The organism is Chitinophaga sp. S165 (genome assembly GCF_003182155.1).
Taxonomy (GTDB): Bacteria; Bacteroidota; Bacteroidia; order Chitinophagales; family Chitinophagaceae; genus Chitinophaga.
In genome coordinates this window covers 1-26,832 of sequence record NZ_QGTG01000010.1, presented here as the reverse complement: position 1 = coordinate 26,832, position 26,832 = coordinate 1, and the positions used below count along the sequence as shown (strand labels likewise).

Sequence of the window (26,832 nt, the reverse complement as noted above, 5' to 3'; positions counted from 1 at the left end):
TCAGATACATTTTCAGATTTTTTGTAAACGGCAGTAAACAATCGGAAATGAACAGTTGTTTACAACTTGGATTTCGGCGAATTGACAGTCTGTTAATACCAGCACCATATTCATGAATACCAAAACAATATCCACGACAATAAGCCTCTGAATAACCAAACTCCAAAACTTCCCATATGGCAACAAAACAAATGGCGCAGACTTCGCGCCAGACCAGTGACGATATGATCGAACATGCGTTCGACCAAACTACACGCTGGACGCGTGACTATGTATTCGATATCCTGAAAGATCTGGGTATCCATTACATTTTCGGTGTACCAGGGACCAATGAAATTCCTATTATAGATGGAACTTCTTATCCGGAAAATGAAGTTCGCTACATTGAGTGTCTTCATGAAAACATTGCCATTGGTGCAGCAATGGGATCGGCCCGGATGACAGGCAAACCAGGTGTAATGGTTGTGCACGTTACTCCGGGTATTGCCCATAGCATTGGCAATCTGTTCAATGCTTACCGTTCCCAGGTACCGCTGGTGATCCTTTGTTGCCAGCAACAGAATGAGCTGGTTACACAGGAACCGCTACTGGCATCTAATCTGGTGGACCTTGCCAAACAGTACACTAAATGGGCGCATGAAGTGCGTACGCCTGATGAAATTCCATTAGTATTACAACGTGCTTTTAAAGAAGCCATGGCACCGCCTAATGGCCCTGTATTCGTATCGATCCCGTGGGACTTCACTATGGTTGCTATTGAAGACGACGATAAGATCAAGGGTGTGACCCGTATCTCTCCGCATTTTACAGGAGATGACGCGACTATTAAACAGGCGGCAGGTATTCTCTCAGCAGCTAGAAACCCGATCATAGTAGCCGGCGATGCAGTAGGTTATGCAGATGCCTGGAATGAATTGCAGGAGCTGGCGGAACTACTGGGCGCACCGGTAGTGTTACAAACCTTTAGCAGTCTGGCTAATTTCCCGAATAATGACTATCACTGGCAGGGAGAGTTGCCTGGTAGTCAGGCGGGCGTTCAGGGTGTGTTCAAAGATCATGATGTGGCATTCCTGATCGGGTTTGGCGCACAGGCGCAGCTGGCGGTGTATAAGTATTCCGACGGACCGTTATTTCCTACTGAACTGAAACAAGTGTACCTGACTAACAACACCTGGGATATTGGGAAGAACTATTATGGTGAGGCTGCAATATTCGGTGATATTAAAGCAACGTTGCCTGTTCTGAACGGTTATATTAAACCAAATCCTCCGGCAGGTGCTGCTGCCAGAAATGAAGAGATGCGCTTGTTATCTGTTAAGAGAGCGGCGGACTGGGATGCGTATCTGGCGGAAGCCATGGAACAGGAAGACATCTGGTCTGTCGTTATAGCTAAAGCATTGAAAGAGGAAATTGAAGAAAGGCAACTGGCGGACAACTTCGTATATGTGCATGAGGCAGTATCAGATGGAGCTCCTTTTCAATATTATCTGCCATTCGGTACCAATGGTGCGAAACCAGTAAGTTATTACTGTGTAGCCGGAGGTTCATTAGGTTGGTCAATGCCGGCGTCCCTGGGTATTAAACTTGAAAATGCCTCATCGCAAGGTACAGGTACAAAGCTTGTGATCAATGCAGTTGGGGATGGATCTTCGCTATTCTATCCGCAGACCTACTGGACGGCTGCACATGAGCAACTGCCTATTCTGTATATCGTTACGAATAATCAGGAGTATCATACCCTGCAGCTGGGATTACAACAGGTGGTTGCTGCTTATGGAAATTCACTTGGATATGGCTGGAAGCCCAAAACGATGGACCCTCCTTACCTGCGTCTCGAAAGGCCCAAACTCGATTTTGTATCACTGGCAAAAGCATTTGGTGGTGAGAACGGAGAGGTGGTTGAAACGCCCGGAGCAGTTAAGGACGCGATCAAGAGGGGAATTGATCATGTACTTAGTGGTACTACTTCTTATATACTCGATATGAGAATAGCTGGTAATACTCCGGCAGTGCCATCCACGTCTGATACGATCACTGCGCATTACTGCAAGCAACCGGCATTGAATTATTTTCACCAGGATGCAGTAAATGAAAATTTGTTATCTACAGGTAATGAATATATACCATCCAACATTCCTGTAATTTTCTAAAACTATTGTTATTAAAGCAATAAAACCTGCTTGTATAGCGGGTTTTATTGCTTTTGATTTCTAAGACGTTGTTTGTTTATCTTCAAATCCGGTACGGTTCGGAATAAGAAAATCTGCTTTTTAAGCTTTCTTATAATGCATACATATTACCCCATTGGTGAAGGTCTTTGAGCTTACTAGTGTGAGCGGTGTTATTTCGGAGATATTTTTGAAAAGAGGCATGCCCTTACCCAGCAGAACAGGGTTTAATGCCTGTTTTCAGACTTCCTTTATTTTTCTTCGAACCTCTTTTGGGCTTCCTGTGATACAGGAGTAAAGAAGTTTACCAGGTTGCCGTCAGGATCCCTGAATAAAAGCGAACGATTTCCCCATGGCATTGTTGTTGGTTCCTGTACAACGTCTATGCTGGTTATATTTGATAATTGTTGGTATTTATTGTCTACATCATCAACCAGGAACTCAATAATAACGGACCTGTTACTAGCTGCATCGGCAATACTATTACCGCCGAATAGAGACAATGTACGGGTGCTTCCTATAGCTAATGCCCCTGAGGATGTCCGTATTTCTGCAAAATCATCAGTGTACCATCTAAATGGTATTCCGGTGGCGGTTTCATAGAACTGAACAAGGCGTTTGATGTCGGCAGTAATAATGCGAATTGATGAAAGATTCATGTCGTGTTGGATTTTAATTGAACACGAAATAAATCTAGCCAGGTGACAACCCTATGTCAGTAGGGGAATTCCAAATGACAAAATAGTCACTGATCAGCTCAGAATTGTTCTTATCATAAAATGGGATAATCGGGAATGATGGGCGTATATAGGTGGCAGTTGAACCGCCAAACCGTTTGTTATTGGTTCGCTGTTTTTTCGTCATTTACATATTCCAGGATGTCACTCGGTTGGCAGCTTAAAGCTTTACAGATTGCGTCTAATGTGCTGAAGCGAATTGCTTTTGCCTTTCCTGTCTTTAAGATAGAAAGGTTGGATAATGTCAAATCAACTCTTTCAGAAAGTTCATTTAGAGAGATTTTCCGCTTCGCCATCATCACGTCCAGGTTTACAATAATTGGCATAACTTAAATTGTTAAGTCATTTTCGGATTTCATATCTATAGCATTTTGTAATAGTTTTTCAAATATCGCTGCAGCAGTTGCAACTACGACGGCAGCAAAAGTGGTTACGATACACATGGCAAGAAAGCCTGCAGGGTCGTCGTCTTTATTATGGAATATCTTGATGTATAATCCTGCCAGCACAATTAAAATGCTTAATACGATAGCACAATGCTTTATGCTCCTTAAAGTCTTGACTGAGTTGGAAGAAAACACTTTATTTTGTCCGATATATCCAAGTAATCTGAACGCCTTATATAGTCCAACAAAAAACGCGATCGACGCTGCGTATCCATACAAGATGAACGGATCAGCGTAAATACTGAACAGGTCTAAGTTGGTGGCTCTTCCTTCGGTTAAGGGGACCCGGATCAGAATGGCAAGTGCTACAAGGCCAATAAGTACGATGACTGCCTGAAGAAATATTATTGAAATTCTTTTCATAATGATGGTAGGAATTTTAGACTACACCTCAAAAATAATAAATAATTATCGATAAACAATAAATATTTATTGCTTTTTGGGAAATGTATTCCATTTAATGCCATTCTTATCAGACTGATCTACGATTTCAGGTTGATTGGCAGACTGTTAGGATTAGGATTTGTGGTCAACAGATCATCAACAACCTGTTCTGTCCGGATTTTTCCACTGGTGCACGATGAACACAGGGAGGAACCTTACTTTCAGGATGATCAACCGCCAGCCTCCATAGGTGGCCAAGACCTAAACTTATTGGATGTGCATTTGGCCTGGCCTGATAATGCAGATCAAAGAAATGTTCACTTAAGAATGATTCAAATCCTTCATCTGCTCCATCATATAGCTTTTTGAGTTGGTCACGTATTTCCGGAATAAGTACTTTCTTTTCGACTTGTGAATTTGGTAATATTTCACTCGGATCGCCATAGTAGGTGCATAAAAAGGTATCGACAGGTATGGGAGAACGGTCCACATGAAAAGAATAAACATCCGTAGGAAAGAAGGGGTAGGCTTCATCCCGATCATAATATTTGATCACGTTAAGGATTGGTGATGCGCCATGGGCTCTCAATACTTCGAAGTCATTAAAAAGGGTTTCACGGGCAAGCTGCCCTTGTTCACTCAGCTTAAGTTCACGAAGTTCCTCTTCTTCAATTGTTGTTATATTTCCGCTTAGCGCTACCTTTTTAACGATCTCAGAAAAATCGCCCGTTAGCTTACGCGCCCAACAGAGTGCATTAGTTACTCCGCTAAAAGGCGTAGAAACCAGGTCATTAAAATTTGTGACACATTGAATTTGATTCTCTGCATGAGATAGATCTATCATATTGATAAATAATGTAAAATTATTTGAGAACGAAGCACAGAAAAGTAGCTGGCTTAGCCAGAACCAATGCTGGTTGAAAACTTTTTGATGAAGATAGCAACAAAAAAGTTGAGCGCTCAATTTCAGATGGCAATATCCGGGATGTTATTTCAAAAAGGGAACAGGGGATTAATCTACGGGGTATATAGCAATGTCATAGAGTAACTTATTTCCGGTCAGGGATTTCAGGATCATTTAATAATGATCCTGAAATTTTTGTCAAGGTATAACATGATCGGTGTAGTTACGGTAACATACAACGCATTGAAATAGTGACTATATTCGTGATGAGCCATGTGGGCGGTAAAAGCACCAACGGCGAATGGAAATAACAGCAGCAATCCCAGGTTCCTGAATGGGGCTTGATACAAACCGAAAAGTACTATCAGCCAGCCGCCCAGTTCACCGTAACCGATCAGTGTGGTCCAGGTGTAGTCAAAGCCCAGGAAATTCATTCCTTCCATCATTGATTTGGTATGAAACACTTTTTCAAGTGATGCATAACCGAATACATAAATGTAATAACTGAGTAAAAGCCAGTATGCTATGTTTTTGAACGTTTTCATAAATTTGTAGTTATAAATCGTCTGAATAAATTTTCAATTATTTTCTTGCACAAAATTAAATCGCAACTGGTAGTTTTGTAAGTACTAACGAAATTCTCCAGTACTAACAAAAAGGTAAGAAATGAGAAAACTCACATCAACGAACGCGCTTAATGAGAAGCTCATTAATGACAGCTGTGGTATGGGCAGGGCATTAAATGTTATTGGAGGGCGCTGGAAGCCTGCAATCCTATATAAACTGAACAATTCCACGATGCGTTACAGCGAATTAAAGAAATCCATTACAGGTATTTCCGAGCGAATGCTTGTTGCCCAGCTCCGGGAATTGGAAGAGGATCAGGTGATCGAGCGGATCGTTTATCCGGAGATCCCACCCCGCGTGGAATATCGTATGACCGAGTTGGGGAAAACCATGGGACCAATGCTGGAAGCGATGTCAGACTGGGGAGATATCCACCGGGAAAGAGTAGCTGACAAGTACGCAGCGTCTGCAAATAGCCAGGATTAAGAATTGCATGAGCCTCACATCCCGAATGGATCGCGTATTAGTCGTTCAGGTAATGCGTGATAATTTTACTAATGGTATCTGCTTTATTAAAAACCATGAGATGTCCTCCGCCCTTAATGCGATAATCAGGATGCACGAGCCTATGGGTTATTACCCTATCGGCCGTTCCGTGTATCTGGATAGTTCTCTCCGGCGCTGCTTTATTATCCCAATAAGCAATACTTTTCAATGCCCAACGAAAGAACGATACATCTGTATGTGCCAATAAATTGGTTAAAGTCTTTTTATCTTTGGGGGATTTGGCGCCAAAATATTGATAGGTGAGAAAGTTAGCCCGTCGTATCAGTGAACCGGGAATGATCCGATAGAATCCCAATTTCATGAAAAAAAACTGTTTCCTGTTCAATTCACTTTTTGTTCTGACGGAAGATATCAGCACCATTTTGTTTACCTTAATTTGCTTGGATACCTCCACCGCAACGATTCCTCCAAAGGAAAGCCCGATGATATCCGGATTTTCAACTGTGATCTGGCTCTTGATCCTGCCCGCATATTCCCTTATTGATTCAGTTCGCAGTGCAGGGATCCAGTTTATGTAAACTTTATGGTATCCAGGAAGTTCCAGGTTCATGAAGACACTTGAGTCTGCCCCTAAACCACTAAAAAGATAAACAGTTTTTTGTTCTTTTTTTGCTGTATCCTGCGGTGTTTGAGCGCCCGCCACAAGACTACTGACCATAAATATAATCCCAAAAATCACTTTCACGCTTTGCGTCATATATTCCTTTACTTCCTGCCTGCCAGGCACTTTTAGTATAATTGTTCACAATATTACCCCAGTTCAGCATATAGTATTCTGCAATGCTACTGCTATCTGCGGTACAAGTTACCTTCCGGTAGTTCGCCATACTTTTTATGGAAAAAGTTCAGGAGAACCGCCGAAGGGTATTACCTAAAGCAAGTATAATACCATTTCTTAAATTGAAGCAGGGAATTATTGTATTGAAAATGGAAGATGATTAATTTTTCAATTATTTCCGGTTTAGTTCATTGCCCGCGTTTATCACAGCGTCATTCACAGCTTTCACCCTTTCAATATCCATTTTCTCTATAGCTCTGTCATAGGTCAGTATGCCATTCACCTCATGTTCAACATCCGTCGTCTGCGTGTATATGGCAATACTTAAACCCTGATATCGCATCAGCTGTTCTACCTGGTCCATCAGGAGCACGTACCTGTCAGTTAATCGGTCTCTGGTTGCTTCATAAGCATATGCGTTATTTTCCACCGGCCACATATGTCCCCGTACAAACAAACCGACGCCGCCAAATTCACCAAGTGATGCGGCGCGCGTGCTGTCAGGTTTTGAAGCACCTTTGGGTCCGACATAAATATGTGTATCTACAAAATCGCCATTACCGGGATCTCCGGCTGCTTTTTGATACCCCGGATTATTATTAAATCCTGAATTGCCGTTTACCAGTCTTGACGGATCGAGTTTTTTCACCCAGTCAGTTATCTCTTTTACGTCAAAAGCACCCCAGTTCTCATTGAAGGGTACCCAGGTAATGATAGAAGGGGAGTTATAAAGATCATCGATCATCGCATGTAATTCCTTCCGGAAAGCGCTTCTTACCTTTGCCGTGTCTTCATGCTGATACCAGATAGCCGGCATATCCTGCCATACCAGCAGACCAAGTTTATCCGCCCAGTAATAGAAGCGTTTCGGCTCAGTCTTCATGTGTTTTCTGATTAAATTGAAGCCCGCTTTTTTGGTGAATTCGATGTCGTATTTTAAGGCGTCATCTGTAGGTGCCGTGAGAATACCATCAGGCCAATATCCCTGATCAAGTAATCCGACCTGCATCACAAACTTGTTATTCAACAGCGGTCTTATGACGCCGTTTAACTTACCAAGTTTGATATCACGCATACCAAAATAGCTCCTGATCTCATCAGTGATCTTCCCTTTGTTATCTGTCAGGGTAATGGAGAGGTCATACAGAAATGGATTATCGGGCGACCATAACTTTGGATTATTTATTGGAATATATAATTTCGTTCCGGATCGTCCGGAAATTTCAGACACCATTTTTTTTCCATCAAATGCAGTTGCCCGCACCTGTGCAGCATCAGCATCTACAAATACTTCCAGTCTGTTGTTTGCAAGATCAGGCAATAGCCGGATGTTTTTAATATAATGTTCACTCACCGGCTCGAGCCATACACCTTGCCAGATGCCTGAAGTAAAAGTATAATCTCCCCTCGGACCGTTTTTGCCGGATGGTGTCGTGCCGTCGTTTGCATCATGTGCGGCAACGACGATCGTATTGGTACCTGCTTTTAGAAATTTCGTAATGTCTATATGAAAAGATGTATAGCCACCGGAATGTGCTCCTGCTTTTTCTCCATTAACAAATAACGTTGCATCATGATCAACCGCATCGAAATTTATAATGATCTGTTTGCCATTCCAGGTAGCAGGAATTTCGAATGTGCGGCGGTACCACATGTTTATTTCCTGGTTGCGCTCAATGCCTGAAAGAACTGATTCAGGACAATATGGCACCAGTATCTTTTCGGTCTTATCACTAAAATTCACTGGCTTTACAGGAGCTAATGCACTGGCGACGTTTTTACCGCCAATATAATCCCACTTCCCGTTTAAGCTCATCCATTCCTTGCGTTCCAGCTGTGGACGCGGATATTCAGGAAAAGGAGCTGTTGACTGCATTGCAGCCTTTGTCCATTGGGTAGGTAGTTTAGGTTGCTGCGCTAAAGAAGTTTTAACAAAGACTCCGTGGAACAATATGAGTCCCCATAAAAGCAGGCATTTTTTTGTTTGCATATATTTGTCAAGGTTACACCTGAGACAAAATACATTTTTTTCTTCATTATCATGGTACTCCGCAGATCATCGTAAAGGGCACTATCTTTTCAGAATTTTTCTCTCTATCTTATGCGCCATATGAGCACACATCCTCTTCCTACAAAACCACATTATCTTGTACTGGACGGGCTACGTGGTGTAGCCGCATTGATCGTTGTCATTTTCCACGTATTAGAAGCGCATTCCACGAGTCATCTTGATCTGATGATCAATCACGGTTACCTGGCCGTTGATTTCTTTTTCCTGCTTTCGGGTTATGTTATTGGTTATGCCTATGATGACCGCTGGCAGAAAATGTCTATCGGTACCTTTTTCAAACGCAGGCTGGAGCGGCTTCAGCCTATGGTGATCATGGGTATGATCATAGGCGCTATTTTCTTCTACGCATCTGATTCGCCACTGTTCCCGGCCATTCACACCGTGCCGGTATGGAAACTATTGCTGATCATGCTTATCGGTTTCACCCTCATACCGATCCCTGTTTCCTGGGATATCAGGGGATGGCAGGAAATGCATCCGCTGGATGGGCCAGCCTGGTCACTGTTCTTTGAATATGTCGGTAACATTCTTTATGCACTTGGCATCAGGAAATTATCAAAATCAGCGCTCTCTATACTCGTCGGCCTTGCCGCTATTGCGCTTATCTATCTGACCGTATTCGGTCCTACCGGCGACGTTATCGGCGGATGGTCTATAACCCCAGAGCAATTAGGCATCGGCTTTACCCGCCTGATGTTCCCTTTCTTTGCCGGTCTGTTGTTGTCCAGAGCTACTAAACCCACGCGTATTAATAATGCCTTCCTGTGGTGCGGCATATTACTGACAATAGTGTTGGCCATTCCTCGGATCGGCGGTGCAGATCACCTCTGGATGAATGGTATTTACGAATCTTTTATCATCATTCTCGTATTCCCGTTGATCGTATATCTCGGCGCAAGCGGCCAGATCCACAGCAACAGAGAATCTAAAATATGTAAATTCCTTGCGGACCTTTCCTATCCGTTATACATCACACACTATCCGTTCATTTACGTTTATACTGGCTGGGTAAGCGCACACAAGGGCACAAACATGCCATTGGCAGTCGTATATGGTATACTGACATTTGTCGTATCGGTATTAGTAGGCTATCTCAGTCTGAAATACTACGATGAACCTGTAAGAGCCTGGCTGAAAAAAAAAGTAAAGGCATAGTTCTTTAGCGGCTATGTAATCTGCTTAGGATTTGTCATCTTGTTGATCATCAGTTAATAACTAATTACGTGAACACACAGGTAACAAGAAGAAATTTCATTGGTCTTATTGGCATGAGCGGACTAGGTGTCGCTTTGAAAGGCGGCGCTTTTGCAGCTGTCCGTTCCGTCATTACCGGCGCTCCGCTGGAGGCCAGTATTGAGATCGACTTCACGCATCCGGAGGGCACTATAGATGATGGTATTTATGGCCAGTTCATCGAACATCTTGGTAGGGCCATCAATGGAGGTATCTTCGAAGAAGGTTCTCCGCTGTCTGATGCCAAAGGCTTCCGCAAAGACGTGTTGGAGAAGTTCCGTGGTTTGCAACCAAGCATACTACGATATCCCGGTGGCACCTTTACCAAGATCTATCACTGGATGGATGGTATCGGTCCGCTGGCAGAAAGACGCAGCCGTCCTAATCTCATATGGGGTGGTGTGGAAGATAATCACTTCGGTACGGATGAAGCTATTGCCTATGCAAGAGCGTTAAAGGCAGATACCTATTTTGCGGTCAACATGGGCACGGGGACGGCAGAAGAAGCAGGTAACTGGGTCGAATATTGCAACGGTACACAAGATACCTATTATGCGAATCTGCGCCGTAAAAACGGCCATTCTGAGCCTTTTAATGTAAAGTACTGGGGAATAGGCAATGAGGAAGCTGCCGGTCCGGATATCGGTCGTTTACAGGATGTTAAAGAGTTCGTTAAAGAAGCGTGGTTGTATACCAAAGCAATCAAGCTGCAGGATAAAAACGCAAAACTCGTACTCTGCGGTGCTGATGATACCTGGAATGAATATGTTCTGAAAGAAATGGGCGCAGTATGTGACTACATCTCCATGCATCATTATGTCAGCTCTGATAAGAGTAAACCGGCGTCATTGTTCCCGAAGGTCGATCATATGGAAAAACTGGTCCTCACTCTAAAAGGACAGATCCAGGCACTGACACCTGAAAAGGTGACGGACTTCAATAAATGGTACCGCTTCCCGCACAGGGCCAATCCGGTTAAGATAGCCATCGATGAACTGGGGATCTGGGAACCCGGTGGCACGGGCGCGTATCAGCTGGAAGAATATTATACCTGGGAGCACGCATTAGGTACCGCTACCTTCTATAACATCATGCTCAGACAGGCTTCAGTGGTTGGTATGGCCACCTGGGCACAGACAGTCAATGTACTGGCGCCGATTATGACCAGTAAAACAGCTGCTGTTTGTCAGACCATCTATTACCCGATGCAATTCTACCGCCAGCACGCCGGTAATGTAAGTTTGAAAACACAGGTGGTAACTCCCGATCTGAAAATGGCGGGATCGAAGGATTCCAAAGCATTAGACGTAGCCGTCACCCTGCATGACAACGATGGTAGTCTGGTGATCTTTGCAGTGAACCGTCATCCGGAGCAAGCGGTCAAAACAGATCTTCGCAGCATCGATAGTAAAAAGTATGCGCCTGCTGCTGTATACGAACTGAATGCAGCTTCGATCAACGCGATGAACACACTGGAAAATCCGGCGAAGAATGTAGTGACATCAATTGAGAAAAAGCTTGCTGATAACCTTTCCGAGTATACTTTCCCCGCGCATTCCATTACGGCTATCAGGTATAAAAAGATATAAGTATTTTAAAGCGGGAGGTCCCTGCATTCTTATAGGCATAGCATTTGTAATTCAACATTCAATTGGATTGACTATTATCAGCCTGTCAACCATAGGATACAGTTCCTTGCTGTTTGATCGGCGTAATAAGGTCTCTGGAGCATAGGTGATCAATTTGCAAAAGGAGAGTTCTAAAATTACTATGATATGATAATAAAAACAGCTTCGCCAATGGATCAGGCCAGTGCTATTTGTGTATTGACTTTGGCGTTCAGCAGTGATCCGATGGCACGATGGAGCTTGCCGGATCCGGCAAAATATCTGGCAATATTCTCGTCCATAGTAAAGGCTTTCGGCGGAAGCGCGTTCGGGAAGGGGACAGCTTACATTGCCAGTGATATCAGCGGCGCTGCCCTATGGTTGCCGCCCGGTGCGAAATCTGATGAAGAAAGTTTAAAGAGGCTGTTCGATGAGAATACAGACAATAGTATAAAAAAAGACATGCAGGGAATTTTTGAGCAAATGGAAGCGTTTCATCCAACCGAACCGCACTGGTACTTGCCGATGATAGGTGTGGACCCGACACATCAGGGGGCAGGCGTGGGGTCCGCACTAATGACGGAAGCGCTGAAGGCCGTTGACCGTGATGGATCAATTGCGTATCTTGAATCTTCAAATCCCAGGAATATTTCGCTATATGAACGTCACGGTTTCGAGGTTATCGGTGAAATTCAATCTGGCAGTTCACCTATTGTACGGCCCATGTTGAGAAAGGCGCGATGAAATGAAGGAAAATCCAAGCCGGCTAAACTGAAGGGAGACGTTTTTTTGATTATCTAAATTCAGTCACAATGCTTTACTAAGCATCACAACGTTGCCTTCCTCCTTTTCTTTCTGAAAGCCCAGCTTTTCAACCAGGCGAATTGCATGGTTATTGTCTGCCTGCGTTTTGCCTATGATTTTTTTTGCCTGATAATGTTTCCCTGCATATTCCATAAGAAGTGTAAAAGTAGACTGCATATAACCCTTCCCCTGATAGGCTTTGAATAGGGATCCTCCAATTTCAATTTCCTTATTCTTCTGATTCCAGTCATGCAAGGCGCAATCTCCGATGATTATTTCCGGGCGGTCTCTAAGTCGTATAGTGAATAAGCAATTGCACAAATTGAGAATCCGGGTTGTAAATGCCCACGGGGTTTCATCCGGGAGAAAAGGTTGCTCATCTGCTCTTTCGCAATAGAGTTGGTAATATACCGCAGCATCTTTTTCAGTCAGTGGATGCAGAAGAATCGTATCGTTTTTTAAATCCATCATCGATTTTTTTCAGAATACCCGTGAAATTACAGAATAAAAAAACAGAAAGCCCATGACAAGCCATTTATAGAAAGGCATCTCAGGCAGTAGTAAGAGGTCTGTTTTGTTATCATCCAAATAATGACGATTATAAAGTATTTATTTACAAAGGTTACATTTTTATTTACAATCCAGGTTTTACTCTCTAAAGGGTATCAAAGTAACTTCGCTGGATGAAATACACGTCGCCATTAAAAAGCAAAAAAATAAACAAATGAAAAATAAAAAAAACGTTTTGTCCTGTTTTATTATTCTGTTAATAGGAGTAATTTATTTTGCCGTACATGCTCAACAAAAAAATGGTACTCATCGCGCTGACTTTTCTGGCGAATGGAAATCCAAAGAGTCGATAAGTATGGGCGGAAATATTGTTTGCGTATATGAAGAGGGTGATCGTATGCGCTCAAAAACAATGAAAATAACAGAGCAGGCAGATTTTCTAACCATAGAAATACCAAACCCGTCTCCCGGAGCAGCGTCGGATACAAGGCAGGAGAAACTGACCTTCGACGGTAAAGAAAGCCGCATTAATTATGACAGGGAAAGAGGAAAGAAGTTTACCGTGAAGTTGTCAGCTGAGGGACAAACTATGACTGTTAACTCAATTGTACACCTGATGGTTGTCACTCCTTTCAATATAAATGTTCAGAAGCAAGCATTTGTTTACTTAACAGAGGTTTGGAAGTTGAGCAATGATAGCAAGTCTATTTCTGTTCAGGCCAATGCAAAATCAACCTCATGGGGCGGCGAGCGTTCCTGGAAGACCGTATTCGATAAAGTCCCTTAGTATTCAAAAACTTTTTTGTACAGACCCGACTTATTCGGATCGCCCCTTTTTTCTTTGAAATGAGTTTTGGTTATGTAGAGAAGAAGTCAAGTGAAAGATTTTGGGAATAATATAGACAGATATACGATGCATAGAAACTATATGTCAGGTTAATGGCAAGAATGGTCTTTGACGCTATTCGGGGCTGGCCTGGTTTAAAACGCTTGATAAAACTATTCAACAACACTATCTGGGCATCTGAACTTCTTTGATAATAGGAGCACTAACGCGGCTGCGGAGTCATTCAATGCAAAAATTAAAGCCTTTAAAAATGCCCTCCGGGGTGTGAGAGATGTAGAATTTTTCCGTTATAGACTAATCAAAATCTTGCTTAGATTCCTAATCCCCCAAGTTTTCAAGGATCATGTTGAATTCTTGAGGGATTTGTATGTTCAGCATAGATTTCAGAACATCCAAACAAGGCAAATTTCTATAACCGTTACCCCTCGCATCGCAGTTTCGAACCGAACGGTTTTGACAATTCGGAACTTCCCTGATAATAGCCTCGCCCGTATAGTTAATCCTTCTGAAGTATTCGAATAGGCTTTCTACCGGCTTCATATAAGCTTATTATAAGGTTACTAAAAGGATATTTAAAGGTCATTTATATATCAAATCGATATTGAAGTGCTCTTTAAATGATATTTTAATGACCATTTAATATACTTATACGTACCTTAGATAAACGATACAGGAAACTTGTATTACTAACCTCAAAACGACCTTTTTATGGCCATTGTTAAAGACAATATCCTCATGCAGCTTGTACGGGGTTCTCTCGGCAAGCAAATCACGATCTACGAAAGGAATGGGCAGATCATTATGGCGAAGAAACGCGGCCCTTCAAGGAAAAAACCTACACAAAAGCAGCTGGAGGCAAGGCTTAAGATGACCATTGCCTCGGCACGTGCGCAGCTCATGCTGGAAGATCCACAGATAAAGGCTTACTATCAGTCGCTGGCAGGACCAGGGCAAAATGCCTATAATATAGCTGTGAAGGATGCTTACCGCAGCCCTGAAGTCCAGAATATCAGGTTAGAAAAGGAGGAAGTGGTAGTGGCCGCCCAAAATGAGTTCCGGGTAGCAGAAGTGGAGGTAAAGGTAGTAGACGCTGACGGTGTTATTACAGAAAGCGGGCGTGCAATTTTGGGCCGGAACGGCGTAGATTGGTATTATAAAGCAGCCACATTGCCTGCGGGTGGTAAAATCATTGTGGTGGCGAAAAGTTTGCCGGGGAATCGAACCGTAAAGGAATTGCTGGTTACATAAAAAACGTCTTCACTGTTTATGAATGGCCTCTTTCCGATTGGGGATCATTCTCGAATACGCTTTAATTTGCCAGCTGGCTTGGGTTATTTTAATATGTGTTATTCCGTAACAAAAGCGGATAGGCGTAACAGTGACTTAATCATACCAGTGCTAGTACTGATTCCACCTTCCGCCTGTTCGGTATAAAATATTAATGGGATGATTATGTGGTTAAATAGAAGCATTGTAATTCTGGTTTACTATCTGGATATTTGTTTTCCGTAACTTCAGGATTGTTTTGACAGCTAAACTGAAAACTCATGACAACTAAAAAATGGATTCTACTAACTGGGGCGACATTTTTTCTGGTACTTGGATTTTTAGCATTTAGACCAATACCTACGCCAGACGAAAATGAGCTTTTACATGCAAAAGGACTTGTAACCGAAATAAATGAATCCGGAACCAAGGACATTTTTTTCAAATTACAAGGATTTGACAGAACATTTTATGCAAACAGAGGGCTTGAGAAAGGGTTGGACCTAAAAAGGTTAAGGGCAGTCTTTATCAATAAAGAGATTTTAATAAAGTACCCGAAATACTGGACGCCTTTAGATCCCACTAATTCACAGAGACATATCTCTAAAATTGAGTTCAACGGGCAAACAATTTTTACGGAGCTGAACAACTAAAATGCCTTGACAGGTTATTATTATAAACTACTACATCGGTGGGCAAGTGCCTGCTTTGCATAGTTTTTGAGTTACTATATGTCAAGATCAAGCGCCCAGGAGTTTTATTCTTATAAATAGAGCATTTTAGCTTTTTATAAAGAGGAAAAGAAAAATGGAAGCTGTTAATATTTGTAATAGGAAATGTCCGCTAGTTTTATAAGTAATTTATAAAATGGTTGTATATAGCATAAAATACAAAATCCGCTGCTAGAGCGGATTTTATATTTTATGTGCCCAGTAGCGAATTATTCTCGAACCAATTGTCAATGATATTTAATAAGTTAGGTAAAAGTGCTACTCCTTAAAATCTATATAAATGTAATATATGTAGCGTCTCACTTTTTGTAAATTTGGATCCAGTCTTCGTTCCTTGGCTTACCATTTATATGACGTCTTTTCCATAAAAGGTAGTTGATACGATATATCTAACCAGCTGGCCGAAATTGCTGATGTTCAAACATATACTCGCCATAATTTTCCCAAACAACAATTATTTCGTTCTTATATAGATCTTCAATAGCTGGCCCTATTTTAATAATATCGAGCGGAATATTATGAATAAATTGATAATGGATAAACAGTTCATCCCATTGGCCTTTGAACCACACAATTGCATTGTAATATATCATTACTTGTTCGTAGTTAGACAATTGAGCTCTGAGCATTTTGATATATTCTCTTTTCTGTTCAAAGTCCAAAATTTCCTGATTGAGAATATATTGGCAGCTTCTAAATAAATGCCTGTAAAGATGCCCTAGTTTATTGTCGTATCCATTGAATGGGACGTTTTCAAATAGGCAAGTTTTTATTTTATTATTAGCAGGATCTATATAGCTAAATCGAAAGGTTTTCCGTGAGGCGTTCAGTCTTTTTATTCGCTTTTGGTCATTACGAATTTTGCGGAAGTATTGCATACTACTATTAAACATTTCCTTCTGAAAATCGCTCAATTTTTCGATGTTTTGCTTACTACTAGCAATTTGGATTCCATAAAAAAATATAAAGTATGCTAATTCCAAAAGTTCCATTTCTGAAATGCTATTATGAGGCTTGAAAATGTACTGGCCACTAGCATCTTTCACTCCGCCTTTAAGGAGTTGATAAATTACCCTAAGTTCATGATGCATAACTCTAAATAAAGTTCTACCATTAATTTCATCCGAAAATGTTAACTCGTTAATATTCTCCTTGTGAATTTTTAGTAACTCAAAAAAACGGTTCTCTATTTGTTCCAATTTATGAGTTTTGGATTGCTCCTTGAGTGTTTTTTCAAAATGTTGTTGCTGCTGCACCATCGATCGCTCAAATTGTTGTCGTTGTTCGGCATTGGCCCGGTATTGAATGAAAAATGCGAGAAATGTTAGGATTACTCCTAGAATAGCAATTGGCGGTCCCATAATTCCACCAAGTGTATCACCAATCTGGCCTGTGTCACAATAAATCTGATAGTTCTTGCTATCGTGAATCCAGAAGGGAAAATGTGCTACCCAGTAAACAAAACCTATTATTATTAGAAAACCACCAAGACCAATTAGAATTGGACTATGTATTATGGAACTTAGTTTCTTAAACCAGCTTTTAACTAAAAGTTTTATGGAATCTGAGTCGAATGACATCGTATAGAGATATTAATTATACAATCTCCATCTTTTTATCTAGATAACCAAAAGGTCCTTTTCTCGTTAATATGAGCAGCTATATGACACTAGTCAAGGTCAGACAAGCATTTTGAAGATTTCCTGTGATAGATAGCCGTTGTAGTTACGAGGAGCCTGCAGAGCAACTATAGTTTTTTTGAAGCTTTTGTAATTAAGCTTTCTTTTTCCGCAGCTCATTCAATTTAGCCTCCGTAGTTGTAAATCAAATGAACTTAAAGGAAAAATGAGTAGAAGGAGAAAGGGGATTTGCCGAGCTAATTATACAACCGAGAATTCTTTCAAATTTTAAAACACGAGTCCATCCATTACGTACGCTTACCTCCATCGAAGAAGTTCTCATTTAATCTAACAGCCGGTTATCAATTATACAAAGTCACAACTGTACGATATGAGAGGACAATCAGACTATTACCGCTTATCGAACCTGTTTTAAATTGAATATGAAACATTTGTAAAATTTAGTAAGATAACCAAAAATGCAAAAGCCGCTCGTAGAGCGGCTTTTGCATTTTACGTGCCCAGAACTGGAACGAGTTCAGTTCTGAAAATCAAGTCGTTATGGAGCCTGTGTGTCAAATATGTGTCACGGATTTAGAACTTTTCGAAAAGTAGCTTATTCTGCACACTTTCCTACTCTTTCTACCTGTCACGCTAAATTTACTGAAATTTTTGCGATCGAATACGTAGAAAATCAATTTGGGGTGTAAATTAGGATGATCTTCCTCTAGCTTACAAATCTTATTATTCTGACTATATCCGAAACGTCCATAGTACAAGCAATTAACTTTCTATTTTATATTGCAATTCGACTTGCACTTTTTCATTATCATTAAAGCTCTTTAGAATTGTCAATTATTACAATTTCTGCAATTAATCTTAATAGATAAATTTCTTTTGTTAAATATTGGTCATCGCGAAATGGAGTGTATTTGCTCTTATCAGTTTCTTTACTATGGACAATAGAGTTTCTAGTCAAATAAATTCGTTTTGCTAGATTTACATAAATTTCATTTGTATTAGTGCTTTCAAAATTAACTTTATTGCCTCTTGAAAAAGAAACTTCAGTAGTCTTGAAATATTCAACAAGTGTGCTTGAAATTGTTATTAACTCGCTGGACAAAAATGGTAAATCTCTTACAAATTTCTTAAGCGTTAATTCTAAGGCTTCGAGTTCATTCAATTGAAATTCATCATTTTTATATTTAAGTCTATTTTGTATTAGGCTGATTAGACCTGCAACATCTTTGTTCCTTTTATATGAAAAATTAGGTTTCGTTAGCTCTGATTTAATACTGTTTAGAATATCATCATTGTATATTTTTTCAAAGAAGTGTTCCAATACATGGTAAAAGGACAAAAACTGATGATCAATGCTTTCACTAGAAATTCCTTTTTGGTAGTGTAGTATTAATTCATTTAAATAAATTCGTTTGGGCGGCTCTAGATCGGAAAAATTGGCTCTTCTTAGATGGCCAATTCGGTACGGTTGTGTGAATTCATCCATAAATCTTAATGGTAGAAATGTGTAGTCAAGGTTGTATCCTAAATTAAACAGAAAAGCATAAATAAGTTGCTCAAATTCTGGTTTACGTTTTGCATTTCCACTACTTATTTGTAATGTCTCGAGCCTTGGCACGATTTCCTTAATTACGTCAATAACGTTCGGCTCATATGGCAAATTTTGCTGTTCTCCTCTGTCAAATATCTTTCTAAGTTTGTAAGGTATAATGCCACCTCTCAGTATTTTTGGGGTATTTTGCTTTGATAGATTATGGATGAAAAAAATCAAATATCTGTCAGAAGGTGCGGCTATTTTATATTCGATTTTGTTTATCGCATCATTTTGTTCAACATCTTTTGAAACAGGGACTCTTATTTCATCACGAACTAAAATTTCATACGAATTACTGTTAAATAGTTCTACATCTTGTTCTGTGCTAAATAAGGTAAGCTCTTCTATTATATTATTTACTTGTTCCTTTAATAGGAACGCCTTTTTATCTGAAATCAAATTAAACAAAACCTTGCTTTCAGTTTCTTCAATTATTTTAAAGTTGAACAGAATTTGTATAGCATCTTTAATTTCTTCAAATTTCATATTGATTGTATAGATTTATAATAATTTAGTATGTTCAAATATTGAGCTGATGTGACATGAACTAGCAAAACTTTCGTAGATGATTAGTTTCCATGGCTGTTTAAACCGATTAGATCCTTTAGTTGTTAAATTAAATTATAACAATAATGTTAGCGTTTAATTCGGTACTAGTTAGGCTATTTTTTTTCAAAAGAAGTTAATATTACGTTAATGAGCTAAGAAAGCAAACATGTTGCTATTTTAAATCAGACCTAATGCTAAAAATGATGAATGGCAAAAATCAGACTTCAATAATATACTTATCTACTACATCGCATATTTCAAGAAAAATAGTGACACAGTCGGATAATCTTATCAGTTGTATTAAAAGTCAAAACAAAAGGAATAAATAGCAGGATAAACATTGTATTTGTATTTTAACTGATTTTTTCAAAGAAAGGATAAAGAGATTAAATTGTGGTGCTAAGTTGTATCAAAAAGAAAACTTTTCATGACTAATATCGGAATGATAATTCTGCTCAAGGAATAATGCCCGTGAGAGTACTGAAAAAGAGATTACTAGCGTCATTTAGAAATATAAATCCGAGTCTCATAGGGGAAGGAAAATGATGAAAATATAGAATTTCAAGTTGATTGCGAAAAAATCGCAAGTCCCAAAACTATATTTGGAAGAATTTTTATTCAAGAAACATTTCTATCTTATCTATGGTATAACTGTTACAGTTTTCTTACTATAGTTCTACTCAGAATTGAGAATGCATTGTCTCCCACGAAGAGTATGTCCCTCAATGAACTATTTCTGTTTTCGGAGGCTGAGGCTACATGGGCTTACGGATTTTCTTTAATTGATAAATATAGTGACTGGAAGCTTGATATGCCTAATCCGGAATACATTAAGTCTGGTTATGAGAATCTTATTGAGCGAACAAATCTCGCATATCTTTCAACGGTTAATTTCATTTTGGCTCATGAATTCGCTCATCAAGAATTATCACATTGTTTAGCTATCGATAGTGACCATCTTAAATCTATTGAACAAGAAAAAGAAGCTGACTTAAGGGCATTTGAAATAATAATGGCTGGAGAGAAGAATGGTGATGTTAATAATATAAAACTCGGTGCTATGATTGGAGTATGGTGCTTAGCAATGGTTGTTATATTACATAATGAATTTTGAAGTCCTATTTAGTTCTTTAAAAAGCTTCACTATTCTAATTTTAGTTTTTGTTGAATTATTTTATTAATTATAATGTAAAATGACCTTTTCCATGAAAATGGTCTTCTCATATCAAGGAAAAACGTAAATTTGCGCAAATTTTTTGCAAAATCATTATTTTATAGTATATTAATATGTAAACTCTCTTGAATAGACCTGTTTATAACATAAAGTACTACAGTTGGTAATAGCTTTTTTGGATAGGCAGATTCGGGCGCTTTGTGAGGATCCTGTTATTTCAGCAACCAAATTTGGTGTGGCAATATCAAAAAATCTCCAAACTCGTCTGGCAGATATTAGTGCTGTTGAGAATTTAACAGAACTTCCTCCTGAAAATCAAGGACAAGCTGGTAATGAAGATCATTCCATATATATTCTCGACCTCGGGGAGGGATATGGGCTTGTTTTTTGTTCTAATCACATAAAAAATAAGCCTAAAAATTCTTTCGGAAATATTGATTGGAATAGGGTAACACGTATTAAAATATTGAAAATTGAAAAGATATGAACAAATCTGAAAGTTTTCAACCAATGTGGGCATCAGTTCCCGGCGATACCATTTTGGATATTTTAAGTTCAAAAAAAATGTCTCTCCATGAGTTTGCTAAAGGAATGGATAGTGACGTTGAATATGCTAGAGAACTTTTGCATGGATTCGTTGAGATAAATAGAGATGTTGCTCAAAAATTGGAAAAGACTGTTGGCGGATCTGCCAACTTTTGGGTTAATAGGGAAAATCAGTATCGTGAAAGCATCACGAGATTAAGAGAATCCGAGGAAAAGGAATGGCTGAAAGAGCTTCCCATTAAGGAGATGAAAAAGTTCAATTGGATTGGTGAAACCTCAGATATCGTTCAGTCTTGCCTGCGTTATTTTAATGTACCAGATGTATGGGCTTGGAGAAAAAAATATGGAGTTGTAACATCTTTAACCGCATTTAGGAAATCCGAGAAGATCAGCTCAAATCCAGCTTCAGTTGCTACATGGATTAGGCAAGGTGAGATTCAGAGTGAATTTATTAAATGTAATGATTGGGACGCTCAAAGATTTGAGAAAACCCTTAAAGCATTACGTGCTTTAGTAAAATCTAATAAGCCAAGTGAATTTCTTGTGAAATTAAAGGATGAATGTGCTAAATGTGGGGTTGCTGTAATCATTGCTCAAACTCCTACAGGTTGCGCTGTTAATGGTGCGACCAAATTTCTAACGGAGAAAAAGGCAATGATTCTTTTAAGTTTCAGACATAAGTCGGAGGATAATTTCTGGTTTACTTTTTTTCATGAAGCAGGACACTTATTGTTACATGGAGAAAAGTTAATTCTTGAAAATTCCCCTAGTACGCAAGAAAGTATAGAGGAAAAAGAGGCCAACGAGTTTGCACTGGATATTCTTATCCCTAAAAATCTTCAAGTTCGCCTAAGAACAATGCCAGTTAACGCGAGGGAGATTAAAAACTTTGCTAAAGATGCTGACATATCGCTGGGAATTGTTGTGGGCCAGCTTCATTATTTAGAGCGTATGCCTTACAGTGCATTTAAGGGTTATATACGTCGATATGAATGGGAAGAGATTTTTCATAATTAACCTCTAAATGGAATGTAGGTATTGGGAGATTTTTGCCAATTGCAGATTGCATCTTCTAAGACTTGCATTCCGAAACGTAATTGGAGTTTTTCTTGCAAAGACATTAATAAGTCATCTAATTCTTTTTCAGTAAGAACTCCATTTTTTTTTCCTTCAAACAACAATCGGCCACCTGTAACAGGGCCTGTTGCGTTTTCCATATATGCAGAACCCGGTTCTATATCAACAATTCCGAGTTTACCGCACATAGTTAAATAGTCGAATTTGGCCATTCTTCCAAAACCTTTAACTTGGTCTATACCTTGATAGAGTATATCGAAAAGAGCTTGTGGATTATTTCCACCATTTTCGACAGCATTTTTTACTAAATCATGATGGTCTTTTGTGTCTCCTATCCAACCGATGTAACTCCTCACTGTAGAACCCGTACCAGCATTAGAATCTGCATTTAAACTTTGATATTTTCGGTGATTTCCGAAACTACCGATCCTTTTTAAACGAGCAGTGTTTAATCTTAACCACAAAATAAATCCCTCAATATCATTACTCACATGTTGCCAATCCCAATGATGTGCATTACCTTCCGCTCGATATACTTCGCGAGCAAGTCTCCAACCAGACTTGAGATTTTTACCAAAATGAATAGCTAAAAAAACTTGCCAATGAGCTTCATTGATATTACCATTTTGACGAAAGTATGCAGCTGCTTTTACAGGATCATAATTTGGATTATTAGGATCTGTACATGATGCTGATAATTCTTTATCGCGAATTGTTTCAACATATTTTACTCGTCTAATGCTATCAACCATTTGTGCAACAAGACTTTCCATTGCCTGGGGTTTTGCTATACCTGGTAATGGATGAGTTTTTTTCGCAAATTCTATTAGCTTTTGTGAAAGACTATTTGCTATTTCTATATCTTCTGGTCTCATATTCCAACTTCATTTGTTATCCAATTTCTAATTGCTAGCTGGACTTCCTTTGTTACACCATAGCTACTCTGAATATTATGATTATACCCTAATACTTTAATAGCTTTTTTAAATTTGTGTCCTCCTAAACTTCTAATTGTCCCTTTATAAGCGTACCCAGCTACTCCACCACCTTTTCTCGGCAGGGTCCAACTATCCATCCTAACCTTTTCAAATGAGACATTTGAAATTTTCTGCAGCGTTTCAACTACTGTTTTTCCATTTAAAATAAGCATTTCTATCTTAGATCGCTTTAATAATAATCCTAAGGTATCTCCGCTAATCTCTAATAATAATTTTTTCTGTTCTAATGTCAAGTCAGTCCATTTAGAAGACGTAGCATATGGAATTAAATCCAAATGACACGCTTCACCAGAAGGAAAGTAGTACGACATGCTTGTTCCGGAAATTATATTGTCTAATTTTTTAAACCATCCATCGTACGGATTCCGAGAGAAATATTCAAAACACAAATTGACGATAGAAGACAAGTGACTTTCATCTATTTCTTCCCACTTCTTTATTCCCAGTGAATTTAAAGTATGAAATCTTCTATAAGAGCCCTCTAGCTCTTTTCCGCTTAAATCAACAAATTCACGATTACTGGGATTTAAGCCAACGGTAGCTATTTTTGACGAAACTAGGTTTCCGAACGAAGGAATAGGACTTCCCCATTCTATTACAGCTGTTTTTTTTATTACAGGATCCTTCAACCGCTTAACTAAAATCGACACTTCCTCATTGAGCATTATAATGTACCTTTTTTGTTATTTATTTTTTTATCAATATATGTATGATATACAGAATCAGATACTTTTCTTCTGAATTCCTTGACCTCATTAGTTTTATCATTCTTTGCGAGGCTAAAAATTACTAACAAATATGCAATATCCTGCCAATAATTTGGTAAATCATAGTTGGAAATGTCAATCTCTTCATTTTTTCGAATTTTCTCTTCTATCTCCAATAACTTGTTTATTGAATTCCATGGATCACCGTCTGGCATGCTTGCCATGTAAATTTTTGTCGATTGTGCTCCCTCATCCAAATAATTATTAACCATTGATTTAGACGATTCATATAAATGTAAACTACCAATTGAATGAATATAGTCGCCAAGTTCCACACCTAGGGTTTTGGCGATTATTTCCTGCAGCATTGTAAATGCAAATACATCATGTGGTAAGCCTTTATATGCGTCATTAGAGCGCATATATACTACCATACTTAGCTTATTTTGTCTAATTAAGAATTGCAAAGTACATGTACACGGTATGTCTTTATAATTGAAATCCTTTAAATCTCTTGCTTCAAATATTTGAATTGCTGCACGTCGCGAGGATGGTTTCTTTCTCAAAAGTTCTATGACATTGGCAATTTGATCTATTTCATCTTGAGCTTTAAACAACCTTGGACCATAGCCTCCATGGATAGTTATTCCGTCATCAGTTTCATTCTCATAAGCTTGAATGTAGTATTTAATGAAATCCAAGCTATTGTCTCCTGACAGATACCATAATAGTTCACCAATTGCGCTAAATACAGTTCCTTTGGTTTCTGTGCGGCTTAGGCGGGACCGTGGGTTTAATAATTTTAGTGTAGGACCGATGATCTCACTTGAGTTACCATTTTCGTTACTACGTGTAGATTGATTATCAAATGGAAGATTGATTAATGATTTAAATACGTCATTTAAAATATCATCAAGGGTGGGGCCTTCAAAATACATACGCTAGGGAATTAAAGAGTTTGCCAAATCAACATTTATTATTTATAATTCAAAAATTTATGTAAAATGGGTATATCAGCGGGTGCCCAATTTAAATCAAGTAACTCTTCTTTTTTAAACCATCTTGCATCCTCATGCTCTTTTAAGTGAATTTGTCCTCCTGTATAAATTACTATGTATGCAATTAGATTAATAGAAATATCATTATAATGATGAATATTTGACGTAAAACGTTGTTTAATTCTAATGCTTATATTAAGTTCTTCCTTTAGTTCACGTCTTAAACAATCTTCCTCCGATTCATGTTCATTCTTTTTTCCACCAGGAAATTCCCACTTACTGGGTACACTCATTTTGCTACTTCTTTTCGCAACAAAGACTAATTCGTCTCGTAAGATTATTCCACATATAACAACTTTCATAAGCCAAAGTTCTAAATTTCTATCATTTTATTTCTAATTTGTTTCAATTAGCTATGAAAAGGGTTCGCTATCTAGCGTAACTGCGTCTATAATGGGTGATGTCTTCTTCGAAAGTATTAAGGTACTAAGAAGCCCATGTTCCTACGTGAGAAGGAGACAAGGGCTTGTTGGAAAAAGAAGGGGCGTTGTGGTGGTGCTATTGCCAGAAGGAAATACCAAAATATTCATTCGATTCGCTCTGCATAAGCAATATCCGTTGGTAACTTCTTGTATATTTAAGTTTTGTAAATCGAAGCAGGCTATCTATCACTTTTTTTGCGGCTTCTCCAGAAATCCGAGGAAGTATTTTCATTAGGATGATCTCATCTAAACATTTGTAAATCGTCTCCTTAGTATTTGGATTTCCAGACAATTGCGAATTGTAGGCGCAATAGATAAGGGATGCGTCACGAACACGGTATCCAAATCTAAACGACGTTCCGGTAAATATTTTGTTTAAAGCTTGAAGTTCGGATATAATTAAATCTCCGTTTTGTGGAGATAACGTGTAAGCGTCTTTACCAGATAAAAGCCGTCCCAAAATTTTGTCGTTTGATATAGGGGTGGCTGGGAACTTCAACGCTACATCATCGGATCTAATCCCTGCATAAAAGTCTATTTCATTCATTTCCAGTACCGAAACTCTATCGAGTAGCTTCGTACTAAACCTTTGACCAGCATCATCCATGTTGGCGGTTCCTATTACAATCAAGTTGGGAGGTAACCTTATGCCATGGGAGAGAAAGCTATTTTGCAGTCCACTATCTAATTTAAGTCCGATTCTTTCCCACATATTTGGATCTCGATCTGAGTAAAACTTCATTTGACTTCCGCTGATAAAAGCGTCTGAGGCAAATTCGTTATTTATCCATTGACGGCTTTCAATGATAGATAGGAAATCCGCGAAGTATTGTTCCACTTTCGCTAAATTAACTTCGTCAAGGCATAGGATAAATGGTGTATCGGTATATCGCCATGATTTTATGAGAAAATGAAGAAAAGGGGTAAATTTATAAGTTCCTTGAAGAGTAAGCCAGCCTAATAATTCAGTCGAATCAGACCACTCTGGTTGAACAGCAATCATTTGGAAGTTGCCAGGTATTCCATCTTCCTGAAGGTACTTCGGGCATGTTTGATACGCAAGAGTTCGCGCGAACCGAGATTTTCCGGTTCCACACATACCAGTTATTAGTAAAAAGGGTTTTGTTTTTATTGCCATTATTACTTGGCGATATGGATGATTAAAGTCAATTTCACTTGGAAACGTCGAATTTATAATTATTCCAGATTTCGATCCTTTTTTTCGTTTGCGCGTCTTTTTAGCCGGTAACTCACTATTCGTGTCCTTACTAACTTCACTCGTCTTTTCTTGCAATGCCTGGTTGTTCAATTCCTCGATTCCATCTTCAATTTTATAAATCCTGTCCCTACGATGTGTATTCCGGAGATGCTGACCAGCGGAACGGTATCTTGACCACCGACAAAACTTAATTCCTGCCGAAGGCAGGCCTTCCATACTTTTTGTGGA

General features: G+C 39.2%; 27 protein-coding genes. 12 read left to right on the top strand and 15 right to left on the bottom strand.

The window, feature by feature from the left end; genetic code table 11:
- Positions 1 to 176 precede the first annotated feature (176 nt).
- Positions 177 to 2,150, top strand: a complete 1,974-nt coding sequence (locus C7475_RS27905) for a thiamine pyrophosphate-binding protein (RefSeq protein ID WP_110056722.1) — start codon at positions 177 to 179, stop codon at positions 2,148 to 2,150.
- A 269-nt stretch (positions 2,151 to 2,419) separates the two neighbouring features.
- Here C7475_RS27905 and C7475_RS27895 read toward each other — a convergent pair whose 3' ends face one another.
- The 5 genes from C7475_RS27895 to C7475_RS27875 form a co-directional block, all read right to left on the bottom strand.
- Positions 2,420 to 2,827, bottom strand: a complete 408-nt coding sequence (locus C7475_RS27895) for a VOC family protein (RefSeq protein WP_110056721.1) — start codon at positions 2,825 to 2,827, stop codon at positions 2,420 to 2,422.
- Between the two features lie 179 nt (positions 2,828 to 3,006).
- Positions 3,007 to 3,231 carry a helix-turn-helix transcriptional regulator gene (locus C7475_RS27890; protein WP_110056720.1) on the bottom strand — a complete coding sequence of 75 codons (225 nt, stop codon included), beginning with the start codon at positions 3,229 to 3,231 and terminating at the stop codon, positions 3,007 to 3,009.
- A 3-nt stretch (positions 3,232 to 3,234) separates the two neighbouring features.
- On the bottom strand, positions 3,235 to 3,714 hold the full coding sequence (locus C7475_RS27885; RefSeq protein ID WP_110056719.1) for a DUF2975 domain-containing protein: 480 nt from the start codon (positions 3,712 to 3,714) through the stop codon (positions 3,235 to 3,237).
- Positions 3,715 to 3,880: 166 nt separating this feature from the next.
- The gene (locus tag C7475_RS27880) at positions 3,881 to 4,579 is read right to left on the bottom strand and encodes a hypothetical protein (protein ID WP_110056718.1); all 699 of its coding nucleotides are present in this window, start codon (positions 4,577 to 4,579) and stop codon (positions 3,881 to 3,883) included.
- Between the two features lie 230 nt (positions 4,580 to 4,809).
- Positions 4,810 to 5,184 (bottom strand): DoxX family protein, encoded by a 375-nt coding sequence (locus tag C7475_RS27875; RefSeq protein ID WP_110056717.1) that lies wholly within the window; start codon positions 5,182 to 5,184, stop codon positions 4,810 to 4,812.
- Positions 5,185 to 5,305: 121 nt separating this feature from the next.
- Here C7475_RS27875 and C7475_RS27870 point away from each other — a divergent pair, with 121 nt between their 5' ends.
- The gene (locus tag C7475_RS27870; protein WP_110056716.1) at positions 5,306 to 5,692 is read left to right on the top strand and encodes a helix-turn-helix domain-containing protein; all 387 of its coding nucleotides are present in this window, start codon (positions 5,306 to 5,308) and stop codon (positions 5,690 to 5,692) included.
- A gap of 37 nt (positions 5,693 to 5,729) precedes the next feature.
- On the opposite strand, the gene C7475_RS27865 is transcribed toward C7475_RS27870, so the two are convergent.
- Together C7475_RS27865 and C7475_RS27855 are read right to left on the bottom strand one after the other, a co-directional pair.
- Positions 5,730 to 6,470, bottom strand: coding sequence for an alpha/beta hydrolase (locus C7475_RS27865; protein WP_146217681.1), 741 nt, complete (start codon positions 6,468 to 6,470; stop codon positions 5,730 to 5,732).
- Between the two features lie 253 nt (positions 6,471 to 6,723).
- The gene (locus tag C7475_RS27855; RefSeq protein WP_110056713.1) at positions 6,724 to 8,541 is read right to left on the bottom strand and encodes a glycoside hydrolase family 2 protein; all 1,818 of its coding nucleotides are present in this window, start codon (positions 8,539 to 8,541) and stop codon (positions 6,724 to 6,726) included.
- A gap of 120 nt (positions 8,542 to 8,661) precedes the next feature.
- Here C7475_RS27855 and C7475_RS27850 point away from each other — a divergent pair, with 120 nt between their 5' ends.
- The 3 genes from C7475_RS27850 (at position 8,662) to C7475_RS27840 (ending at position 12,206) form a co-directional block, all read left to right on the top strand.
- Positions 8,662 to 9,777 (top strand): acyltransferase, encoded by a 1,116-nt coding sequence (locus C7475_RS27850; RefSeq protein WP_233259986.1) that lies wholly within the window; start codon positions 8,662 to 8,664, stop codon positions 9,775 to 9,777.
- A gap of 68 nt (positions 9,778 to 9,845) precedes the next feature.
- Positions 9,846 to 11,444, top strand: coding sequence for an alpha-N-arabinofuranosidase (locus C7475_RS27845; protein WP_146217680.1), 1,599 nt, complete (start codon positions 9,846 to 9,848; stop codon positions 11,442 to 11,444).
- A gap of 186 nt (positions 11,445 to 11,630) precedes the next feature.
- Positions 11,631 to 12,206, top strand: coding sequence for an N-acetyltransferase (locus tag C7475_RS27840; protein WP_110056710.1), 576 nt, complete (start codon positions 11,631 to 11,633; stop codon positions 12,204 to 12,206).
- Positions 12,207 to 12,269: 63 nt separating this feature from the next.
- On the opposite strand, the gene C7475_RS27835 is transcribed toward C7475_RS27840, so the two are convergent.
- Positions 12,270 to 12,737: a GNAT family N-acetyltransferase gene (locus C7475_RS27835; RefSeq protein ID WP_110056709.1), complete on the bottom strand. Its 468-nt coding sequence runs from the start codon at positions 12,735 to 12,737 to the stop codon at positions 12,270 to 12,272.
- Positions 12,738 to 12,990: 253 nt separating this feature from the next.
- Here C7475_RS27835 and C7475_RS27830 point away from each other — a divergent pair, with 253 nt between their 5' ends.
- The 4 genes from C7475_RS27830 (at position 12,991) to C7475_RS27815 (ending at position 15,542) form a co-directional block, all read left to right on the top strand.
- Positions 12,991 to 13,563 carry a hypothetical protein gene (locus C7475_RS27830; RefSeq protein WP_110056708.1) on the top strand — a complete coding sequence of 191 codons (573 nt, stop codon included), beginning with the start codon at positions 12,991 to 12,993 and terminating at the stop codon, positions 13,561 to 13,563.
- A gap of 237 nt (positions 13,564 to 13,800) precedes the next feature.
- Entirely contained in the window at positions 13,801 to 14,145 is a 345-nt protein-coding gene (locus C7475_RS33590; protein WP_199236307.1) for a transposase, read from the top strand.
- Between the two features lie 186 nt (positions 14,146 to 14,331).
- Positions 14,332 to 14,871, top strand: coding sequence for a hypothetical protein (locus tag C7475_RS27820; RefSeq protein ID WP_110056707.1), 540 nt, complete (start codon positions 14,332 to 14,334; stop codon positions 14,869 to 14,871).
- Positions 14,872 to 15,170: 299 nt separating this feature from the next.
- Complete coding sequence (locus C7475_RS27815; RefSeq protein ID WP_110056706.1) at positions 15,171 to 15,542, top strand: hypothetical protein; 372 nt, start codon at positions 15,171 to 15,173, stop codon at positions 15,540 to 15,542.
- Positions 15,543 to 16,009: 467 nt separating this feature from the next.
- On the opposite strand, the gene C7475_RS27810 is transcribed toward C7475_RS27815, so the two are convergent.
- Both C7475_RS27810 and C7475_RS27805 read right to left on the bottom strand, forming a co-directional pair.
- Positions 16,010 to 17,200 (bottom strand): putative phage abortive infection protein, encoded by a 1,191-nt coding sequence (locus tag C7475_RS27810; RefSeq protein ID WP_110056705.1) that lies wholly within the window; start codon positions 17,198 to 17,200, stop codon positions 16,010 to 16,012.
- 871 nt (positions 17,201 to 18,071) lie between these two features.
- Complete coding sequence (locus C7475_RS27805; RefSeq protein WP_110056704.1) at positions 18,072 to 19,340, bottom strand: hypothetical protein; 1,269 nt, start codon at positions 19,338 to 19,340, stop codon at positions 18,072 to 18,074.
- A 616-nt stretch (positions 19,341 to 19,956) separates the two neighbouring features.
- Here C7475_RS27805 and C7475_RS27800 point away from each other — a divergent pair.
- The 3 genes from C7475_RS27800 to C7475_RS27790 all read left to right on the top strand — a co-directional run bounded on the left by C7475_RS27800 (position 19,957) and on the right by C7475_RS27790 (position 22,140).
- On the top strand, positions 19,957 to 20,517 hold the full coding sequence (locus C7475_RS27800; protein ID WP_110056703.1) for a phage exclusion protein Lit family protein: 561 nt from the start codon (positions 19,957 to 19,959) through the stop codon (positions 20,515 to 20,517).
- Between the two features lie 220 nt (positions 20,518 to 20,737).
- On the top strand, positions 20,738 to 21,064 hold the full coding sequence (locus C7475_RS27795) for a hypothetical protein (protein ID WP_110056702.1): 327 nt from the start codon (positions 20,738 to 20,740) through the stop codon (positions 21,062 to 21,064).
- Positions 21,061 to 22,140: an ImmA/IrrE family metallo-endopeptidase gene (locus C7475_RS27790; protein WP_110056701.1), complete on the top strand. Its 1,080-nt coding sequence runs from the start codon at positions 21,061 to 21,063 to the stop codon at positions 22,138 to 22,140. Before C7475_RS27795 ends, C7475_RS27790 begins: the two co-directional genes overlap by 4 nt.
- Here C7475_RS27790 and C7475_RS27785 read toward each other — a convergent pair.
- The 5 genes from C7475_RS27785 to C7475_RS27765 form a co-directional block, all read right to left on the bottom strand.
- On the bottom strand, positions 22,137 to 23,075 hold the full coding sequence (locus C7475_RS27785; protein WP_110056700.1) for a hypothetical protein: 939 nt from the start codon (positions 23,073 to 23,075) through the stop codon (positions 22,137 to 22,139). The genes C7475_RS27790 and C7475_RS27785 overlap by 4 nt on opposite strands.
- Complete coding sequence (locus C7475_RS27780) at positions 23,072 to 23,863, bottom strand: hypothetical protein (protein WP_199236299.1); 792 nt, start codon at positions 23,861 to 23,863, stop codon at positions 23,072 to 23,074. The genes C7475_RS27785 and C7475_RS27780 overlap by 4 nt, the downstream gene beginning before the upstream one ends.
- Positions 23,863 to 24,843: a thymidylate synthase gene (locus tag C7475_RS27775; protein WP_110056699.1), complete on the bottom strand. Its 981-nt coding sequence runs from the start codon at positions 24,841 to 24,843 to the stop codon at positions 23,863 to 23,865. The genes C7475_RS27780 and C7475_RS27775 overlap by 1 nt, the downstream gene beginning before the upstream one ends.
- Positions 24,844 to 24,881: 38 nt before the next feature.
- Entirely contained in the window at positions 24,882 to 25,265 is a 384-nt protein-coding gene (locus C7475_RS27770; protein ID WP_110056698.1) for a (deoxy)nucleoside triphosphate pyrophosphohydrolase, read from the bottom strand.
- A gap of 196 nt (positions 25,266 to 25,461) precedes the next feature.
- On the bottom strand, positions 25,462 to 26,832 hold a 1,371-nt coding region (locus tag C7475_RS27765), incomplete at its 5' end, for an McrB family protein (RefSeq protein ID WP_233259985.1).

Bases quoted from the DNA above. Each gene is read 5' to 3' on its own strand.
- C7475_RS27775 (WP_110056699.1), bottom strand. From the start codon at position 24,843: ATGTATTTTGAAGGCCCCACCCTTGATGATATTTTAAATGACGTATTT.
- C7475_RS27895 (WP_110056721.1), bottom strand. From the start codon at position 2,827: ATGAATCTTTCATCAATTCGCATTATTACTGCCGACATCAAACGCCTT.
- C7475_RS27820 (WP_110056707.1), top strand. From the start codon at position 14,332: ATGGCCATTGTTAAAGACAATATCCTCATGCAGCTTGTACGGGGTTCT.
- C7475_RS27885 (WP_110056719.1), bottom strand. From the start codon at position 3,714: ATGAAAAGAATTTCAATAATATTTCTTCAGGCAGTCATCGTACTTATT.
- C7475_RS27830 (WP_110056708.1), top strand. From the start codon at position 12,991: ATGAAAAATAAAAAAAACGTTTTGTCCTGTTTTATTATTCTGTTAATA.
- C7475_RS27855 (WP_110056713.1), bottom strand. From the start codon at position 8,541: ATGCAAACAAAAAAATGCCTGCTTTTATGGGGACTCATATTGTTCCAC.
- C7475_RS27815 (WP_110056706.1), top strand. From the start codon at position 15,171: ATGACAACTAAAAAATGGATTCTACTAACTGGGGCGACATTTTTTCTG.
- C7475_RS27880 (WP_110056718.1), bottom strand. From the start codon at position 4,579: ATGATAGATCTATCTCATGCAGAGAATCAAATTCAATGTGTCACAAAT.
- C7475_RS27870 (WP_110056716.1), top strand. From the start codon at position 5,306: ATGAGAAAACTCACATCAACGAACGCGCTTAATGAGAAGCTCATTAAT.
- C7475_RS27890 (WP_110056720.1), bottom strand. From the start codon at position 3,231: ATGCCAATTATTGTAAACCTGGACGTGATGATGGCGAAGCGGAAAATC.
- C7475_RS27875 (WP_110056717.1), bottom strand. From the start codon at position 5,184: ATGAAAACGTTCAAAAACATAGCATACTGGCTTTTACTCAGTTATTAC.
- C7475_RS27850 (WP_233259986.1), top strand. From the start codon at position 8,662: ATGAGCACACATCCTCTTCCTACAAAACCACATTATCTTGTACTGGAC.
- C7475_RS27790 (WP_110056701.1), top strand. From the start codon at position 21,061: ATGAACAAATCTGAAAGTTTTCAACCAATGTGGGCATCAGTTCCCGGC.
- C7475_RS27810 (WP_110056705.1), bottom strand. From the start codon at position 17,200: ATGTCATTCGACTCAGATTCCATAAAACTTTTAGTTAAAAGCTGGTTT.
- C7475_RS27840 (WP_110056710.1), top strand. From the start codon at position 11,631: ATGATAATAAAAACAGCTTCGCCAATGGATCAGGCCAGTGCTATTTGT.
- C7475_RS27905 (WP_110056722.1), top strand. From the start codon at position 177: ATGGCAACAAAACAAATGGCGCAGACTTCGCGCCAGACCAGTGACGAT.
- C7475_RS27770 (WP_110056698.1), bottom strand. From the start codon at position 25,265: ATGAAAGTTGTTATATGTGGAATAATCTTACGAGACGAATTAGTCTTT.
- C7475_RS27865 (WP_146217681.1), bottom strand. From the start codon at position 6,470: ATGACGCAAAGCGTGAAAGTGATTTTTGGGATTATATTTATGGTCAGT.
- C7475_RS27785 (WP_110056700.1), bottom strand. From the start codon at position 23,075: ATGAGACCAGAAGATATAGAAATAGCAAATAGTCTTTCACAAAAGCTA.
- C7475_RS27805 (WP_110056704.1), bottom strand. From the start codon at position 19,340: ATGAAATTTGAAGAAATTAAAGATGCTATACAAATTCTGTTCAACTTT.
- C7475_RS27835 (WP_110056709.1), bottom strand. From the start codon at position 12,737: ATGATGGATTTAAAAAACGATACGATTCTTCTGCATCCACTGACTGAA.
- C7475_RS27780 (WP_199236299.1), bottom strand. From the start codon at position 23,863: ATGCTCAATGAGGAAGTGTCGATTTTAGTTAAGCGGTTGAAGGATCCT.